The organism is Seonamhaeicola maritimus (assembly GCF_008056315.1).
GTDB classification, from domain to species: Bacteria; Bacteroidota; Bacteroidia; order Flavobacteriales; family Flavobacteriaceae; genus Seonamhaeicola; species Seonamhaeicola maritimus.
The window spans coordinates 1,131,737-1,150,067 of sequence record NZ_VRKQ01000010.1 but is presented as its reverse complement, the minus strand read 5'-3'; the positions used below and the strand labels follow the sequence as shown (position 1 = coordinate 1,150,067).

The following is an 18,331-nucleotide window of genomic DNA, read 5'->3' as shown; positions in this document are numbered from 1 at the left end:
CAATCCTAAACACGAAACAGCTTTGAGAATTTAATTTTTTAAAAAACCAATAAAAAGTAAAAATCATGTAGAGCGCATCTCATTGACTTCATATTCATTGCCATATTTAATAGCAAAAGATAATGTTTTTAAATTTGCTCTTAAATTTGCAAAATAATTTTTGTTTTGCCATAAAATATCAACTTCTTCTTTAGGAGTTTCATTAATTTTTATTTCGCCCGAAAAAGCTTTTAAAGTATTTCTTAGCCGCATTAAATCAAGCTGCTTCAAAACCACCTCTTTTTTGAGTCCCACCTCAATCTCTTGTAAAGTAAGATTAGTTCTATTTATTTCTTTATGCCCACCATTACCTGCTTTTTCTGCCGCTTCATAATCGTTTTTACCAGCAAATAAATCTAAATACCAAACTTGCGGAATCCCAGGCATAAACATCTGAATAGCTCTTGCTAACAATAATTTCTTATCATCTTCTCCTAAAGCACTATAAAAAGTAGCGTTTATTTGATAGTAGGAAATCTTTTTTCCATCGGCATTATACAAATTTTTAACACGTCCACCTCTTTCCAAAATGACATTCATGATGTTTTTAATCTCATTATCTTCTAGCAATCCTTTATTATAAGCACCATTAATCTCTTTACCTTTTAAATCTAATACAGGAATACCATCATGACAACCTAACATATTTACGGTTTTGTAGCCTTTGTTAATAATTTCATTAGCCCACTTAATTAACGATTCGCTGTTTTTAGTTTCAAGAGTATGAATCATTAAACCTGGAAGAAAAAAATCATAGATTTGATAGCCTTCATTAGCAATTTCTTCATGAAGATTTAAACCATATTCTGCATGAATCTCTGGTAGTAATATTAGGTTTTTTTCTTTTGCTATTTTATTTATTCGTTCTAAATACTGCCACGTACCTGGGGTATTAAAAAAGTTTGATTGCCCAATTTCTTTATGCAGATAAGCAAAGGCATCTAGCCGTAATATTTTACAGCCAAAATCACTTAACTTTTGCAATGTTTCTTCATAAAAATCCCAAACCAATTCAGATTTTGCATTAACATCCATTTGCCCTAAAAAGGTATTATCGTCATTTATCTTTTGATAAAACGTATTCCAATATGGCTGTGTAGAACCGTCAGGAAAAGGCACTTTTAAAATTGGAAGCCCTGATTTTCTCATGAATAATTTTTCAAGAAATTCTTTTTTTGGAATTATAATACCATCATCACCCATGATTCCGTTTCCTTTCCAAAAGCTATTCCAATTGATAAAAAAATCTTTATATTTTGATTGCTCTCCTTTTTTGAGTAAATCCTTAAATTGTGGAGATGCTACTGACAGGTGATTTAATACAATATCGAACTTCAATTGAATATTTAAATGCTCTAAATCTTCCAAATCAGATTCTGAAACTAATTCTTTATTTAAATTATAATCAATAATTGAAAAGCCTCTGTCTAAATCGCTATTAAAAAAGGTGGGAAGCACATAAAACAATGAAAAAACATCTTTAAATTCTGGTTTTTCCAACATAGTTACCAAGTCACTTAAGTTATTACCAATACTATCTGGATAAGCATTAAGCATAACTCCATTATCTGTACTATTCTGTTTCGGCATAATTTAGGTTTTACAGTAGTTTGGATAGAACATTAATGTTATCGGGTAATCTGCCCACGTTTTGAAGTTTTAATGCTGCTAATTGCAATGCTACTTCTAAACATTTTTCAATAGGTTTTTCTTTTATATAAGCAAACAAAAACCCAGACCAAAACGCATCACCAGCACCCGTAGCATCTTGTACAACATCTATCTTTATGGCAGGCAATTGAATAACACCTATCCCTTTTTGAGACAACTTTACACCTTTACTCCCTAAAGTTAAACACACAGTATCAACACCTTCAGAATGAAAAAAATTAAAGATATCTTCATGTGGCAATTCTTGTTCAAAAAGCCTAAGCATATCATCTTCACTAATCTTAACTAAAGGGTTAAATTTACAATACGATTTTATAATCTGAAGCGCTTCTTCTTGACTACTCCATAATTTTTTAGCATAATTTACATCAATGCTTAACTTACACCCCAAATTAAAAGCCTCTTTTGCCTTTTTTAAAATGGTAGTTTGTGCAGGATCTTTACTTAATGCAAAACAGGTTGTGTGGTATATATTTGTTTTTGAAAGTAGCTCTGGTGAAATTTGATTTTCTAATATGTAAGAATCTGCTTTTCTGAAAGGAATAAAATCTGGAGTACTATCTGTTTTTGATACAAAAATAACACTTGTAGACTTGTTGTTAATTGTTTTAATATGGTTTGTATTTACACCAACACCACGAAGTCTATCAAAAATGTACTCCCCAAAACCATCATCACCAACTGTTGCTACCATTACAGACTTTAAACCCAATCTTGCAGAGTTCATTGCCACATTTGCTGGCGAACCTCCTAAATATCTGTGATAATCTCTTGTATTGTTGATAAGCACACCTGCTTGGTGCCCTATAAAATCTATAAGTACTTCGCCAACACAAAGAATATCTATTTCTCTTATATTATTTTTCAAAACTTATTTCTATTAAAATTAATGTCCGCTACCTCCAAGGGCAGCAACACTCTCATCATCTTCATTAGATGTTGGCTGTTTGAGTCTCAAAGCCAAAACACCCGCTATGATAAAAAACACACCGCCAAATAGTATAGCATTCACCGCACTATTATCCAATAATTTTTTTACCACAGGACCAAAAGTTAAGGTTTGAATTCCCATTGGGATAACGATCATCATGTTTAATATTCCCATATATACCCCTCGTCGTTCTTGAGGCACTATTTTAGACACCATAGAATATGGAATACCCATCATAGCTGCCCAACCTATACCAAACAAAATCATAGGTAAAATAACTAAAAATGGGTCTTGGATATAAGGAATACTAAGCATGGCAATACCTGTTAAAAACAGGCTAAATACATATACTTTTTTGCCTCCGAATTTAAGAGCTAATGGCACGAGTGCTAATGCAAAAACAATTGTTGAAATATTATATGTAGTATTCATTTTTGCCGCTTGACTTAAAGCTTGAGAAGCATCAAAATTCATGCTCTCCTTGAACATAGGCGCAATAAATTGCCAATACACAAATAAGGCATACCATTGAAAAAGATAAACAGCAGATAATTTCCACATAAATTTAGGCATATCTTTTATAGCATCTACTATTTCCAGAAAAGGGGTTTTTATCCTATCCGAAAGCGGCAAGGCATTGTGCTTTTTTATTTCATCAAATTCTTCATCAGATGGTGGGATTTCTGGCGTTTTTAATACCGACCACAATATGGTAGAAACTGATAATATTGCACCAATAAAAAATGAATAATACAACCATTTAGGAATACCACTGCCTGCTTCAACGGTTTCAGCGCCTCCAAACCAATCCTGAAAAAGAAAAATTGATGCATTAGCTAAAACAATACCTGCACCTACAAACAAACTTTGCATTTGATACCCAAAACTTAACTGTTTATTTGGTAATTTATCACCTACAAAAGCTCGATAGGGTTCCATGGCCATATTATTACCTACATCAAGAATCCATAATAGGCCAACAGCAAACCAAAGGGCTGGACTAAAAGGAAAAGCAAACAAACACAAACTCCCGATTATGGCACCAATTAAAAAAAACGGCTTACGTCTTCCCCAACGTGGCGACCATGTTTTATCTGATATTGCTCCAATTATAGGTTGAATAATTAACCCAGTAACTGGACCTGCAAGATTCAACAATGGCAAATCTTCATGATGCGCTCCTAAAAATGAAAATATAGGATTAACAGCTGTTTGTTGCAAACCAAAACTGAATTGAATTCCTAAGAACCCTACATTCATATTAAATATTTGCCAAAATGTTAAGCTTGTTTTTTTTATTTGCATCGGATTATATTTATTTTTCTATAAGGCCTTAAGTAAACCTTATTTATGGGTATTTCATACTTAGGCATGAATGATTCGTCATATAAATTATTTTAATCAAAAAGAGTTGAAACTTATCATTAAACCCCAACTCTTTTATTAAAAACTAAACAAACTCTTAAAATTTATATTTCAATCAAAAGCCAATTCAAAAACTCTTATTCATTATTAATAGGGATTTATAAAAGTCTCTATTTCAGATTGTGTTATTTTCGGATTTGCACCTTCATTTTGTGCAACCAAAGCACCAACAGCACAAGCAAAATCAATTGCATTTTGAGGGTTTATATTATTTTGTAATTGGCTGATTAAAGTCCCTAAAAAAGAATCCCCTGCACCTACAGTATCAACAACTTTTATAAGATAACCGCTGTTATAATATAATTTGTCATTATAAAGTAAAACGGCACCATGCGATCCTTTGGTAACGCAAATATGCTTTGTATTGGTTTTTTGAGCTATGTAACGTATATTTTGTTCCATAGAACGGTATTTAGAATCTAAATAGCCACAAACTTCATACAATTCATCATCATTGAATTTTATAAAATCTGCTTTATTCATTAAATGAATTAAGACTTCTTTGGTATAATAGGGAGGGCGTAGATTTAAATCAAAAATTTTATACTTGGCATGTTCTAAAAGCTCAAACAAAGTTTTTTTAGAAACATCATTTCTTGCAACCAAGCTACCATGAACAAATGCGTCAGCATTTTCAACCAAATCTATTGTCTTTTTGTTAATGAAAATATTATCCCATGCTCTTGGAAAATTAATATCGTATGATGCAGATCCTTTTTCGTTTAGCATCACTTTTACTTTTCCCGTTTTAAATTTGTTATTAACTTGAACATACTCCTTACTTATACCATTTTCGACCATATAATCTAAAAGCATTTTACCTCGTTTGTCATCTCCAACGCTACTAATCATAGTTACATCATTATTAAAAGATTGCAGGCGTAACGCTACATTTAGTGGAGCGCCTCCAATTTTCTTATGGGTAGGAAAAACATCCCATAATACTTCCCCAAAACATGTAATTTTTACCATGACTTTAATATTAATCAATTCCAGAAGAACCTTAAGTTGAAAGATTCTTCTGGAATTTAACAACAAACTAACTCAAAAAACTAAACAATTCCTTAATAACCAGGGTTTTGGTCATATAACCCGCCCGTGAAATCAATTTCTCTTTGCGGAATTGGGTAATACTCATCTCTACCAGCTGTAAATTGAGCATTTGCAAGGAAATCTTTTCTCGTTCTCTCTACCGCTAAATAAGCATTAAGAACAGGTTCCGCCATTCCCCATCTAACTAAATCAAAAAACCTAGGACCTTCCATTCCAAACTCCAAGCGTCTTTCAAACATCAAAGCCTTAAAAGCATCTTGCTTTGACATACCCATAGGATACATACCTACGTTATATAAATCTGATGCTCCGGCATCCATTTGCATTTGCGTACTTGCCGCCGCTCGAGTTCTAATTTGATTGATTATAGCCACTCCTGGATCTACTTGCCCCATTTGAATTAAGGCTTCTGCTTTAAATAAAAGCAAATCAGCATATCTAATAAAATCTATATTTTTAGAAGTACCTACAAACGGGCCTTCTTTTACATAACATGAACAATCTGGTGCTTGTTGTTCTTTCATGTTTCCAAAATAACCATAAACACCTGGATCTCTTGCCCAGCTAAAGTTGTAAATCATATCGCCACTAGTAGCAACAGTATTACGATATTTAAATGGACGACCAGGTATACCAACAGTATGATCAATTCTTGGATCCAAAGTAATACCTGGAGCTAAAGCAGTTTCTCCATTTCCATCAACAACATCAAAAATATTGCTATCATTAAATGTATCTAATAGTGGTAAACCCGATGCATCTGTTTTAAATGCATTTACCATATTGTGACTGGCCAAATGGAATCCACAACATCCATATAAACCTGTGCCATGAGGTGAATTTAACCCAGTTACAAAACTAACTCTACCAACAGTTGTACCATCATTTATAGAGAATTGCGCTGCCCAAATTGATTCAGAGCCATTATCAAAACCATCCAGGTAATTATGACCATAATCCGATTCTAATGCACCGGTAACATCATCTGCAAAATCCACAACCTCCTGTAAACGTGTCAAATTAATGTTGGTTACTTGATGTGTATCGTTTTGTTCATAAGCTTGATACAAACGTAGTTTCGCCAAATATGCCGCAGCTGCATTTCTATCGGCTCTACCTACTTGATCTTGTGCTTGTGGTAAATTATTATAAGCAAACAGGAAGTCATCTGCTATTTTGTTCCACAGCTCATTGTTATCAATTACATTTGAAATCTGTAAAATTTCTTCCTGTGGTAATCCTTCCGTGATATAAGGAATCTTCTTAAACAATAATTTTAAAATAAAATGAGAATGTGCTCTTAAAAATCTAAGCTCAGCTTGTCTTATTGTTTTATCTGCGTAATCAGCATCTGGAATTTGATTAATTACATCTAAAGCAAAGTTTGCCCTAGAAATAGCTGCATAATAATTTGTCCAGGTTCTTGGTGCCATCCAATCTAAAGGATCATCAGCAATTGTTAAGTTGTATTGCTCATACCTATCAACTACATCTACGTCGCCACGTCCACCGCCGCCTTTATAAGCGTCATCAGAACGCACACTGCCATACACCCACATACTGGTTAAGGGACCTACCATATCATCATTTGCAATTCCAGCATATGCTGCAACTACAAGAGCTTCTGCATTTTCTGCTGTTGCAACATTTTCGTTTGATAACACACCTTCCGGCTCGTATTCTAGAAAGTCTTCAGAACAAGCAAACAATGTAAATGCCGCCATAATTCCTGTTAGTATTGTTTTTATATTTTTCATGTTTGACATTTTTTTTAAAAGTTAATGTTAAGTCCTAATGAAAGTGTTGTAGGTACTGGTATCCTATTTACATCTGTACGCTCAGGGTCTGCACCAATGTAATCGTCTGGAGTAATCCAAAATAGGTTTTCTCCTTGAAAATAAATTCTACAGCTAGACATTCCTGCCCATTTATTTATTAGGTCTTCAGGTAGTGAATATCCAAATTGAAGGTTTCTTAATTTGAAATAAGAGTTATTTCTGAACAAATAATCAGAAACCCTATTATCGTTATTAGCAAGTGTTAATGACGGAACATCAGTATTTGTATTAGTTGGTGTCCAAGCATTCAACACCCCAAGTCCAGCATTTTCTCTACCTTGAACAAAATTATTCCAGAAAATATAAGGGTCTTGTCCTATTCTTCCTGCTACTCCTGAGCCAAACAATGATAAGTCAAAGTTTTTGTATGCCATATCAATTCTAATACCATACTCAAGATCTGGCAACGTTGTTCCAAGGAAATCTCTATCTTCTACCCCTACACTTCCATTACCATCTAAATCTTTAAATTTAATTCCACCAGGTCTTCCAGCCGGAACTTGTGTTGGACTAGAATCTACATCAGCTTGACTCTGAAATAATCCATCTGATTTATAACCAAAAATTGAAAACTGAGAGTGACCAATAATAGAGTTATCAACAGTTCCTGGAAAAGCGGATACAACTTCAGCAGGTAATTCCGTAATTTCATCCTTGAAAGCTCCCAAATTGGTTGCTACAGTAAATGATAAGCCGTTTTCGAATGTTTTAGAATAACCCAAAGCTAACTCCCAACCTTTTACTGCAGTAGTTGCCCCATTTAATGTTCGTAATTGCCCTTCACCTATTACCGATGCAATTGGAGGTATTGTTAAAATGTCTGAAGTTTCTCTTGTAAAATAGTCAAAAGATCCAACCAAAGCATTATTAAACATTGTAAAATCTATACCAAGGTTAATTTCTTTTGTTGTCTCCCATTTTAATCCTGAATTTGCAGCTTGAATAGACACAAAACCGGAAGGCAAATTACCTGTATTATTTCCATCTAAATCATAAGCGGTACCAACATTATAAAAAGTATTAAAGAAGAATGTATCTCCAGTTGCTTGTAATTGATTTGGCCCATATCTAGATTCAAATAGACCAAAACGTGCCACATCACCTATAGTTTGATTTCCAACTTCACCATAACCAGCTCTAAACTTTAATGAATTTACTAGATCATTGTCTTTCCAAAAATCTTCGTTACTAATTCTCCAACCTACAGTTGCTGCAGGAAAAATACCATATCTGTTATCTGGACCAAATCTTGAAGACCCATCACGACGTAATGTGAAAGAAGCCAAATATCTGTCTTCGAAGCCATAATTAATTTTACCAAACTGAGATAACAAACGGCTTCCAGTTGAAGATCCTGTATTTGTTCTAGCTCCGGTTGCAGCATCTAGTTGAAAAAAGGATTCTGTTTCAACCGCAAAACCATCTGCTTGCGCAGTAACACTCTGAAAATCATCCGATATGGATTCTGTACCAATTAAAACACCTATTTTATGCTTATCATTAAGCTCTAATTGATAGTTTAAGGTATTTGAAAAAACTAAACTGGTAAACTTACTAGTACCATGAATAAGCCTGTTATTACTTCTTGTTATAAATCCATTATTAACAGTAGTCTCAATATCTTTACTATGGAAGTCACTATAATCTAAACCTAAACTTGTTCTAAAAGTTAAGTTTTCAATAATATCGAATTCACCCCATATATTTCCAAAGATGGTTGTTCTATCAGTATTATCCCAACGGTTAATATATTGCATTAAAACTGGGTTATTTCTATCAGAATAGCCCGAACCTAAAGGCCCTGCAAAATCTCCATTAGCATCAAAAACTGGTAGGGTTGGAGCTAATGTAATTGCTAACCCAGGTGTGGGTGCGCTACCAACATCTGGTGAAGCCAATGTTTCATCAGAGGTGAACATTTGGGTATTAACACCAATTCTTAATCTATTGTCGAATAAATTAAAGTTAGAATTTAATTTAGCGGAAATTCTTTCGTAACCGGTATGTTTCAAAATCCCCGTATTTCTTAAATGACCAACATTTAATAAATGAAAAGAATTATCGGTACCACCAGAAACAGATATTTCATTGTTATACACATAACCAGTTTCATAAGTTTCATTTTGCCAATCTGTATTACCCGCAGGAACCGAAGAATCACCCCCTACAAATGGTTGAACCGTAACACTATTTAAAACTGGATTATTAAAATCTCCATTCCAGTCAAAATTATATATTTCACCATATCCTGCATTGGGATCAGAATTATCATTTACTGATGCCTGCCATAATGCTTCACCTCGTTGTTGTGCATTAAGCATATCATATCGTTGTTGCTTCTCAGAAAGCACAGATATATTTGAATTTATGCTAACTTTAAATTTCTCACCACCAGCAGCTTTTGCACTATTTTTAGTGGTAACAATAATAACTCCATTACCTGCACGAGCTCCATAAAGTGAAGATGCTGATGCGTCTTTAAGTACCTGCACAGACTCTACAGTACTTGGGTTTATACTAGCAAAAACCTCCTGTCTTACCGTTGGAACACCATCAATGACAAATAATGGATTATTGTTTCCTAATGTGGTAGCACCACGAATTAAGATATTATTAGCAGACCCTGTTGGATCTCCAGATTTCTCAATAAAAACTCCAGGAACTCTACCTTGTAAACCCTGAATTGCACTTCCAGAACTCATGCTAACGCCTTCGGTAGGCCCTAGTTCTACAACTGTGATTGCCCCTGTTACGTCCACTTTTCTTTCTCTAGAATATCCAGTAACAATAACCTCGTCAAGAGACGCCGCATCTACTTCCATTACAACGTCAATTACAGAACGTCCGTTAATTTGTGTTTCATATGTTTTGTAACCTACATAGCTAAAAACAAGTGTCGCATTTGGATCGACATCATTCAACACATAATTACCATCAAAATCTGTAGCAGCACCTTTGGTTGTACCACTTACTATTACAGATACACCAGGTAAAGGCATACCATCTTCAAGGGAGGTAACAGTACCTGTGACCTCTTGTGCTTGTGTCCAAATGCCCATTAAGGCAAATACGGACAGAAAAAATAGTTGTTTTAATTTCATAATTAATTAGAATTAGTTAAAATTTAGTTTATTCATTTCAATACTGCCAAGAATAAATTCTTGGGCTTTAGGCTCTATACTAAGTTTTTCAAAAGGCGCATTTGGAAAAAACACTTCTGTCATTACCGTTTCACCATTATTAAAAAATAGTTCTATAGATGTCTTGTCTAGAATAATAGTACCCGATATATTGGTACTAAGTGAGGTTCTTTTAGCAACAGAAATTTCATTGGCGAAATTTTCTGAAAATTTTACTTTTCCTGATTTTCTTCTATCAACAAAAAAGTTTTTATCAGTTGAGTTATATCCAAAAGCTAAAGTATCACCCAGCTTATTTGTAAGGTTGAAGGTAAACCCGTCATTTACTAAATCGGAAATATTGAATTTGATTTCTACGCTAGCTAAATCAATTGATTCTGAATCTATAATTTTAGTATCTCCTTTAACCTCAATATTTTCATTCTTATATTTTTTGCTTCTATAATTAGCAAGTTCTTTTACAGGATTAAACAACAACTTATACCCATTATCATCTTTTTGAAGTTTAACTTCTCTGGCTATAGTCATAGCACTTCTCCAAGTTTCTGTTGGTACTTTTTGAGCATAATCCCAATTTGACATCCAACCTATAATAAGTTTGCTTCCATCCTTTCTTCTTGCATTAGACCACGATACACCTGCATAATTATCCCTACCAAAATCTATCCAATAGTTGTTTTCTTTATTTCGAGAAGTTTCGAAATCCTTGTCCATGGTAAATGTGGTTCCATCAAAATCACCAATAAAGTATTCTGTCGCACTACCTCCATTTGGACCGCCTTTTCCAATGCTTACAAAAAGCACCCATTTAGACTCATCTGTTCCAACTACAGGTAGGTTAAATAAATCGGGGCATTCCCATACTCCATCTTTAGAGCCTTTCTCTTTTTGAAATTCTGATAGCAAATTCCAATTTTTCAAATTATTGGAATCATAAAACATTATTTTATCTCCAGCGGCAAGTACCATTACCCATTTATTTCTCTCCTCATCCCATGTTACTTTAGGATCTCTAAAATCTTTTAAATTAGCATCTATTACTGGGTTATTCTCAAATTTAGCGAAAGTCTTACCCTCATCATTACTATAAGCAATGCTTTGCGTTTGACTTATATTATCATCGCCTTTATCCAAATGATTTGTATACATAGCAACAATAGGAGCAGCTTTACTCACTTCTCCAAAACCAGAAGTATTACCAATATCAACTACAGCACTTCCTGAAAAAATTGTTCCTAATTCATCTGGATAGATTGCTATAGGTTGCTCAACCCAAGAAATCATATCTGTACTTGTAGCGTGACCCCAATGCATTGGGCCCCAAACATTTCCATCTGGATGATACTGAAAGTATAAATGATAATATCCATTATAATAGAACATACCATTTGGGTCATTCATCCATGCTTTCTTTGGTGTAAAATGAAAATTAGGCCGATATAGTTCTTCTTCTGTATAAGAAATTTCACTAATTGTTTCATTGCTTTCTGCACTGTTTTCAGCCTTCTGTCTACAAGCAACAAAAAGAAATAAAACAAAAATGATAGTAATTAAGTTTCTTATAGTTTTCATTGCGTTCATCTTATTTAATTATTTTTTTACTTAACTCTTCAAGTGATACACCTTTTGTTTCTGGCATCATAAAAATTACAAATAACAACTGAAAGATCATCATTATTGCGAAAATGAGAAATACCATACCAGCTCCAATTGTTGAAAATAACACTGGCACTAATGAAGGCACAACTGCGGCCAAGACCCAGTGTACTGAACTACCAAAAGATTGTCCAGAACCTCTTAAATGATTAGGGAAAATTTCAGAAATAAACACCCATATCACCGTCCCTTGTCCAATAGCATGTGCTGCTATAAACATGAAAAGAAATATGGGCATTGCACCACTGCTCCAACTTAAAAAGAAAGAGGCTGAAACTAAACTCAATGAAATAATATAACCAAATGAACATATGTACATAAGTTGTTTTCTTCCCAATCTATCAATTAAATAAATACCTAAGAGTGTAAAAATTAAATTGGTAACACCTACACCTATACTACTTAATAGGGCTGAACTTTCTTCAAGACCGGCTTCGGCTAAAATTCTAGGTGCATAATAAAGCAAAGCATTGATTCCTGATAACTGATTAAAAAAGGCTATTAAAAATGCCAGGATTAATGGGTATCTGTATTTCTTTAAAAAAATATTTTCATTGGGCACCGTGTTTTCCATCTCGATTTTTATCTCCATCATCAATTTTTCTGGATCTTGATCTGGATTAATAACTTGAAGAACACTTACTGCTTCGCTTTTTCGAAATTTAGTTAATAACCACCTAGGGCTTCTAGGAACTGTAAATACAATTAGGGTATAAATTGCTGCTGGAATTGCTTCAACACCTACCATCCATCTCCAAGCATTTTCTCCAATATTAATTAAAAGATAATTAGATAGAAAAGCGACAAGAATCCCGAACACAATATTAAATTGGTATAAACCAACTAATTTTCCTCGGTCTTTTGCAGGTGCAATTTCAGAGATATAAGCTGGAGCAGCAATAGTGGATGCTCCCACGCCTAAACCACCAATGAATCTAAAAACAGCAAATGTTATTGGATCGTTAGCAAGCGCAGAGCCTAATGCCGAAATTGTATACAAGACTCCAATCCAAACTAAGGTTTTTTTACGACCCAATTTATTAGTAGGTATACCGCCAAAAAAGGCACCAATTACGGTTCCCCATAGTGCCATACCAATAACTACAACACCGTGAAACATATCTGAAGACCCCCACAATAATTGCAATTTCTTTTCCGCACCAGAAATGACAACAGTATCAAAACCAAAAAGGAAACCAGCCAAAGCTGCAGTGATTGACCATATTAGTATTTTTTTACTCATTTTAATGGTGTTTAGTTTATGGATTCAATAAAACCCTTGGTGCAATTTAATTTTAAAGACTAAAAAAGTATTTTGGAATTGTACTAAATCATTTCAAAATTGTTAAATAAATCTATACATTTATCAACTATCTGATTTTTAGATACTTAAGATTATGTTTTTTTAAATAGAATAGACATGTTCTAAAATTGTTACGTAGTTTGTTTAAAATTGTTACTTCTTTTAAGCTTTACTTTAATATCAATTTGATGAAATAAGAAGGAGTATTTAATTTTTTCATTTATTTCAAACATTTTACTGATGAAATACCTAAAAAACACTTCGTTTTTTTATGAAAAGCAATAAAACAAGTTCTTAAATGGAACTACTCAATGATGAAGGTAATTTGGATTATGACTCTCTAAATGCCTTTGGAGAAATGTCGAATTTATTCTTAAAACTTGTTGAAAAGTAATTAGGTGAAGAAAAGCCTGTTGCATAGGCAATCTCAGAAATTGTTAATAGAGTTTCCTGTAAAAGGCTCTTTGCTTCTTCTAATCGAATATTTTGAATATAATCACTAATAGTAACTCCTAAAATAGCCTTAGTTTTACGATATAACTGCACTCTGGAAATATTTAATTCACTGGCTAAGTTTTCAACAGAGAACTTAGAATTATCTAAATTTTTGTTTATTATTTGATTTATTTTAGTTAAAAACTCCTGTTCTACAGAACCAAAACTTTCCTCAATATTTATTTTATGTATGTTATTTATAAAATAATAGCGAAGCTTTTCTCTATTATAAATCATAGTTTTAACAGACTGAGATAGAATAGCAAAACTAAATGGTTTTGTTAAGTATAAATCTGCACCCGATTCCAATCCTTTTATATAAGACTCTTTATTATTTAATGCAGTTAGGATAATAGTAGGAATGTGAGATGTTCTTAAATCTTTCTTCAATATTTCACATATTTCAAAACCACTTTTATCTGGTAAATTAATATCGCAAATAATGATATCAGGAATTAATTCAAAAGCCTTTTCAATACCATCAGATCCATCAGACATATATACATCATAATCACCAATGAATTTGTTTCTTAAATATTTAATTAAATCTGGATTGTCTTCAATGATAAGAACGGAATAACGTTCTTCATCATTTGGAACACCTACTTCAATAAAATCATTTTCTTCAAAATCGGAATTAAAGTTTAAGATTGAATCATCTACTAAATCGGGTTCATAAACTATTTCATCTGAATTTAAATGTGCACTCCCTTTGTAAAGTGTTAAAGTAAATTCTGTACCATGTTTACTTGATACATCTATACTTCCTTTATGCATCTCAACAAACTCTTTTGATAAATGCAAACCAATACCTGAACTAGCTTTATTATTATTGGATGCTTGAAAAAAGGCTTTAAAAACGCCTTGTAAATCCTTTTTCGGAATACCTATTCCACTATCCTTAAAAAGGATCTTTACAAAATTGTTATCAATTTCATTTACAATATTAATATCTATTTTACCATTATCGGGAGTAAACTTAAATGCATTAGACAATAAATTAAAATAGACTTTATCCATTAAATTTCTGTCTATATATATTTTTAGGTTTTCATCATTAGTTTTTAAGGTAAAATCGATGTTACGTTTTTGAGCTTCTCGTTCAAAATCCTTAAAAATTCTATCTGAAAACTCATATAAATTAGTTTCTGAAGCTTTTAAAATAAACTTTCGGTCTTCAATTTTTCTAAAATCCAATAACTGATTTATTAATCTTAATAAACGTTTTGAATTATTATAAACTAAACCTACTTCTCTTAAAAGCTTGTTCCCTTTTATTATATTGTTTTCACTTAATGATTCAATTGAAGATAAAATAAGTGTTATAGGTGTTTTGAATTCATGAGATAGCCCCGTAAAAAAGTTCACTTTAGCATCATTACTCGTTTTTATTTGGTCTTGTTGAATAAGGATTTTTTTGTTACTTATTTCTAATTCTCTTTTTTTACGACGAATAATATTCCAAGAATATATTAATACACCTCCTAACAATAAACTTAATATTAATAACCCCAATACAAGCTTTAAAGTTTTACTTTGTGTACTATAAGTTTCTTGTTGTTGTTTTATTTTTTCTTGTTGGTTTTCTATGTCATTTTGGTGGTTATTAATTTTATCATACTGATTTTTCATTATTTCAGCATTTCTATAATCAATTACCGTTGTGTTTAATATATTGTTTTTAGGAACATTTTCATTATGCAAAATTTTTCTCGCTATTTTTATAGCTTCATCACCACCTGTTGGATATAATATGGTTGCCAATAATATACCATTTTCCACTAACTGAATGCCGTTATTTGTACCATATAAACCATCTACACCAATAAATTTAATGCTTTTTTCAACACCCTTAGATTTTGCTATTTTCCATGCATCATGTGCAATGTTATCATTAAATGCATACACATAATTAAATGGTTTTACACTTATCGAATCTAAAATTTGAGACATTCTTGGTTCTAAATCTTCATCTTTAATACTGTAAGCTACAGAAATGTTAGGCTCATTGTTTATAATTTTATGAAACCCTAAATGCCGCTCAATAACAGGAGAAGAGTTATCACTTCCCTTTATTTCCAAAACATTGATTTGTTTTTCATTTAAGGAAGCAATATAATTGGCGGCATTACGGCCAACATCCAAGTTATTGGCTCCTACATAAGCAGTGAATTTTTCTGAATTAATTTTTCGGTCTATAAGAATAACCGGAATTCCTTTATCATGGGCTCTTTCAATTAAATAAACTAGTGGTTCAGGTCTTAAAGGAGAAATTATGATTACATCAAATCCATTATTTATCATGTATTCAACATGTGATTTCTGGATTTCAATATCCTCATTAGCTTGAAAAATAGTTAAATCTATTTCCTCGTACAATGAAGCCTCAACTTTCATTTCATAATCCATTGCTTTTCTCCAATCATCCTTACTAATACATTGAGAAAAACCTATAATATATTTTTCCTCCTTTTTATTTTTACAATTAATAAAACATAAAAAGAAAAAAATTATACAAATCTTTAAAATTGTATGTGAATTAAGTTTTGCCATTTATAAGAGGGATATAATCTAATATATTAATAATATTATAAATAAATTTAAGCTCATTATAAATATTTATAGCTTTTTACTGTCAAGTGTTATCAACAAATCAAAAATGTTTCCCCTATCATTGGTTACAATATTTAACTTATACCATCTCTCATTTAAAATAACCATAATATTGAGTATTCTTCTTTTTTACGTCCAACCCACGTTAAACTAATGTTATTTCAAAAAATCAATATTTCGTTGTAATCCCGAAAACTTAGTACGCTTTACTGCAGATTTTTTAAACACTTTTCGGAAAGTTTGTTCGGTAATCTCCTCCCAGTCTTGTTTTGACATTGATAATAACTCTGGATGCGGATTAAAAAGCGGCTCATTATGAGATTTTGAAAACCGATTCCATGGGCAAACATCTTGACATACATCACACCCAAACATCCAATCATCAAACTTACCCTTAAATTCTGAAGGAATATTATCCTTTAATTCTATAGTGAAATAAGAGATACATTTGCTTCCATCAACCACATACGGATCAACTATGGCCTGAGTTGGGCAAGCATCTATACAAGCCGTACAAGTACCGCAATGGTCTGTTATTGGAGTATCATAATCCAACTCTAAGTCAATAATTAATTCGGCAATAAAGTAAAACGACCCAAAATGTTGGGTTAGCAGGTTACTGTGTTTCCCTATCCAACCTAAACCACTTTTGGCTGCCCATGCTTTATCTAAAACCGGAGCTGAATCTACAAAAGCCCTTCCATGAACTTCGCCTATTTCTTCTTTAATAAATTGTAAAAGTGATTTCAACTTATCTTTTATTACAAAATGATAGTCTGTACCATATGCGTATTTAGAAAGTTTATAGCTGTCTTTATTTTGGGTTTCTTCTGGAAAGTAATTTAGTAATAGCGAAACAACGCTTTTGGAACCTTCAACGAGTTTGGTTGGGTCTAAGCGCTTATCAAAATGGTTTTCCATATAATGCATTTCTCCATGCATGTTCTGGTTTAACCAGTGTTCTAATCTAGGTGCTTCCTCTTCTAAAAACGCAGCTTTACTAATACCACAAGATAAAAAACCGAGGCGTTTTGCTTCGGTTTTAATAAGTTGAGTATATTTTGATTTATTGTTCACACTTTTGAATAACTTCGACTGCGCTCAGTCTGACAATATAGGTTAGTTTAGAATAGCCCTCCTTGAATAGGCCCTTTAACCCTTCCCAAATGTTTGTAAGCGAACTCCGTTACTTCACGACCACGTGGGGTGCGCATAATGAAACCTTGCTGGATTAAAAAAGGTTCATAAACCTCCTCAATGGTCTCTGGGCTTTCACTTACAGCTGTAGCAATGGTTGTAATTCCAACTGGCCCGCCTTTAAACTTATCAATAATGGTTGATAAAATCTTATTATCCATTTCGTCTAAGCCGTGAGCATCTACATGCAAAGCTTCTAAAGCGAATTTCGCGATTTTAATATCGATATTTCCATTACCTTTTATTTGTGCAAAATCTCTAACACGACGCAACAGAGCATTAGCAATACGAGGTGTTCCTCTACTTCTGCCAGCAATCTCTATAGCCGCCTCCATAGAAATTGGAACATTTAAAATACTAGAACTCCTTTGAATAATTGTTGTAAGCAGGTCTGTTTTATAATATTCTAATCTGCTTTGAATACCAAAACGAGCACGCATGGGAGAGGTTAATAACCCGGAACGTGTGGTGGCTCCAACAAGCGTAAACGGATTTAGATTGAGTTGAACCGTTCTAGCATTTGGTCCTGATTCAATCATGATGTCAATTTTGTAATCCTCCATAGCTGAATACAAGTATTCTTCAACTATTGGGCTTAACCGATGAATTTCATCTATAAATAAAACATCTCTTTCCTCTAAATTAGTAAGTAATCCTGCTAAATCTCCAGGCTTGTCTAAAACTGGACCTGAGGTTACTTTAATACCAACCTCTAACTCATTTGCCAAAATATGTGCCAATGTTGTTTTCCCTAACCCTGGAGGACCATGAAACAAAGTATGATCTAGAGCTTCACTACGTAAGTTTGCTGCTTGAACAAAAATTTGAAGATTTTCCAACACCTGATCCTGACCCGTAAAATCATCAAACTCTAAAGGTCTTAACTGCTTTTCTACATCTAATTCCTCTGGAGAGAAATTTTCGCTTGTTGGATCTAGGTTTTCGTTCATTTAGTAATTAATCTTTTTGA

At 33.0% G+C, this 18,331-nt stretch carries 11 protein-coding genes; all 11 read right to left on the bottom strand.

Annotation, left to right across the window (positions count from 1 at the left end):
• Positions 1-63: 63 nt before the first annotated feature.
• Positions 64-1,629 carry a sucrose phosphorylase gene (gene gtfA / locus FUA22_RS13130; protein WP_206667105.1) on the bottom strand — a complete coding sequence of 522 codons (1,566 nt, stop codon included), beginning with the start codon at positions 1,627-1,629 and terminating at the stop codon, positions 64-66.
• A gap of 10 nt (positions 1,630-1,639) precedes the next feature.
• Positions 1,640-2,578, bottom strand: a complete 939-nt coding sequence (locus FUA22_RS13125) for a carbohydrate kinase family protein (RefSeq protein WP_147769010.1) — start codon at positions 2,576-2,578, stop codon at positions 1,640-1,642.
• 18 nt (positions 2,579-2,596) lie between these two features.
• Entirely contained in the window at positions 2,597-3,946 is a 1,350-nt protein-coding gene (locus FUA22_RS13120; protein ID WP_147769009.1) for an MFS transporter, read from the bottom strand.
• Positions 3,947-4,153: 207 nt separating this feature from the next.
• Complete coding sequence (locus FUA22_RS13115) at positions 4,154-5,038, bottom strand: carbohydrate kinase family protein (protein ID WP_147769008.1); 885 nt, start codon at positions 5,036-5,038, stop codon at positions 4,154-4,156.
• 92 nt (positions 5,039-5,130) lie between these two features.
• Positions 5,131-6,876 (bottom strand): RagB/SusD family nutrient uptake outer membrane protein, encoded by a 1,746-nt coding sequence (locus FUA22_RS13110; RefSeq protein WP_147769007.1) that lies wholly within the window; start codon positions 6,874-6,876, stop codon positions 5,131-5,133.
• 14 nt (positions 6,877-6,890) lie between these two features.
• Positions 6,891-10,058 (bottom strand): SusC/RagA family TonB-linked outer membrane protein, encoded by a 3,168-nt coding sequence (locus tag FUA22_RS13105; protein WP_147769006.1) that lies wholly within the window; start codon positions 10,056-10,058, stop codon positions 6,891-6,893.
• 12 nt (positions 10,059-10,070) lie between these two features.
• Positions 10,071-11,669 carry a glycoside hydrolase family 32 protein gene (locus FUA22_RS13100; protein WP_147769005.1) on the bottom strand — a complete coding sequence of 533 codons (1,599 nt, stop codon included), beginning with the start codon at positions 11,667-11,669 and terminating at the stop codon, positions 10,071-10,073.
• A 10-nt stretch (positions 11,670-11,679) separates the two neighbouring features.
• On the bottom strand, positions 11,680-12,996 hold the full coding sequence (locus FUA22_RS13095) for a sugar porter family MFS transporter (RefSeq protein WP_147769004.1): 1,317 nt from the start codon (positions 12,994-12,996) through the stop codon (positions 11,680-11,682).
• Between the two features lie 390 nt (positions 12,997-13,386).
• Positions 13,387-16,104: a substrate-binding domain-containing protein gene (locus FUA22_RS13090; protein ID WP_147769003.1), complete on the bottom strand. Its 2,718-nt coding sequence runs from the start codon at positions 16,102-16,104 to the stop codon at positions 13,387-13,389.
• 216 nt (positions 16,105-16,320) lie between these two features.
• Entirely contained in the window at positions 16,321-17,241 is a 921-nt protein-coding gene (queG, locus tag FUA22_RS13085; protein WP_147769002.1) for a tRNA epoxyqueuosine(34) reductase QueG, read from the bottom strand.
• 47 nt (positions 17,242-17,288) lie between these two features.
• Complete coding sequence (ruvB, locus tag FUA22_RS13080; protein ID WP_147769001.1) at positions 17,289-18,311, bottom strand: Holliday junction branch migration DNA helicase RuvB; 1,023 nt, start codon at positions 18,309-18,311, stop codon at positions 17,289-17,291.
• Positions 18,312-18,331 lie beyond the last annotated feature (20 nt).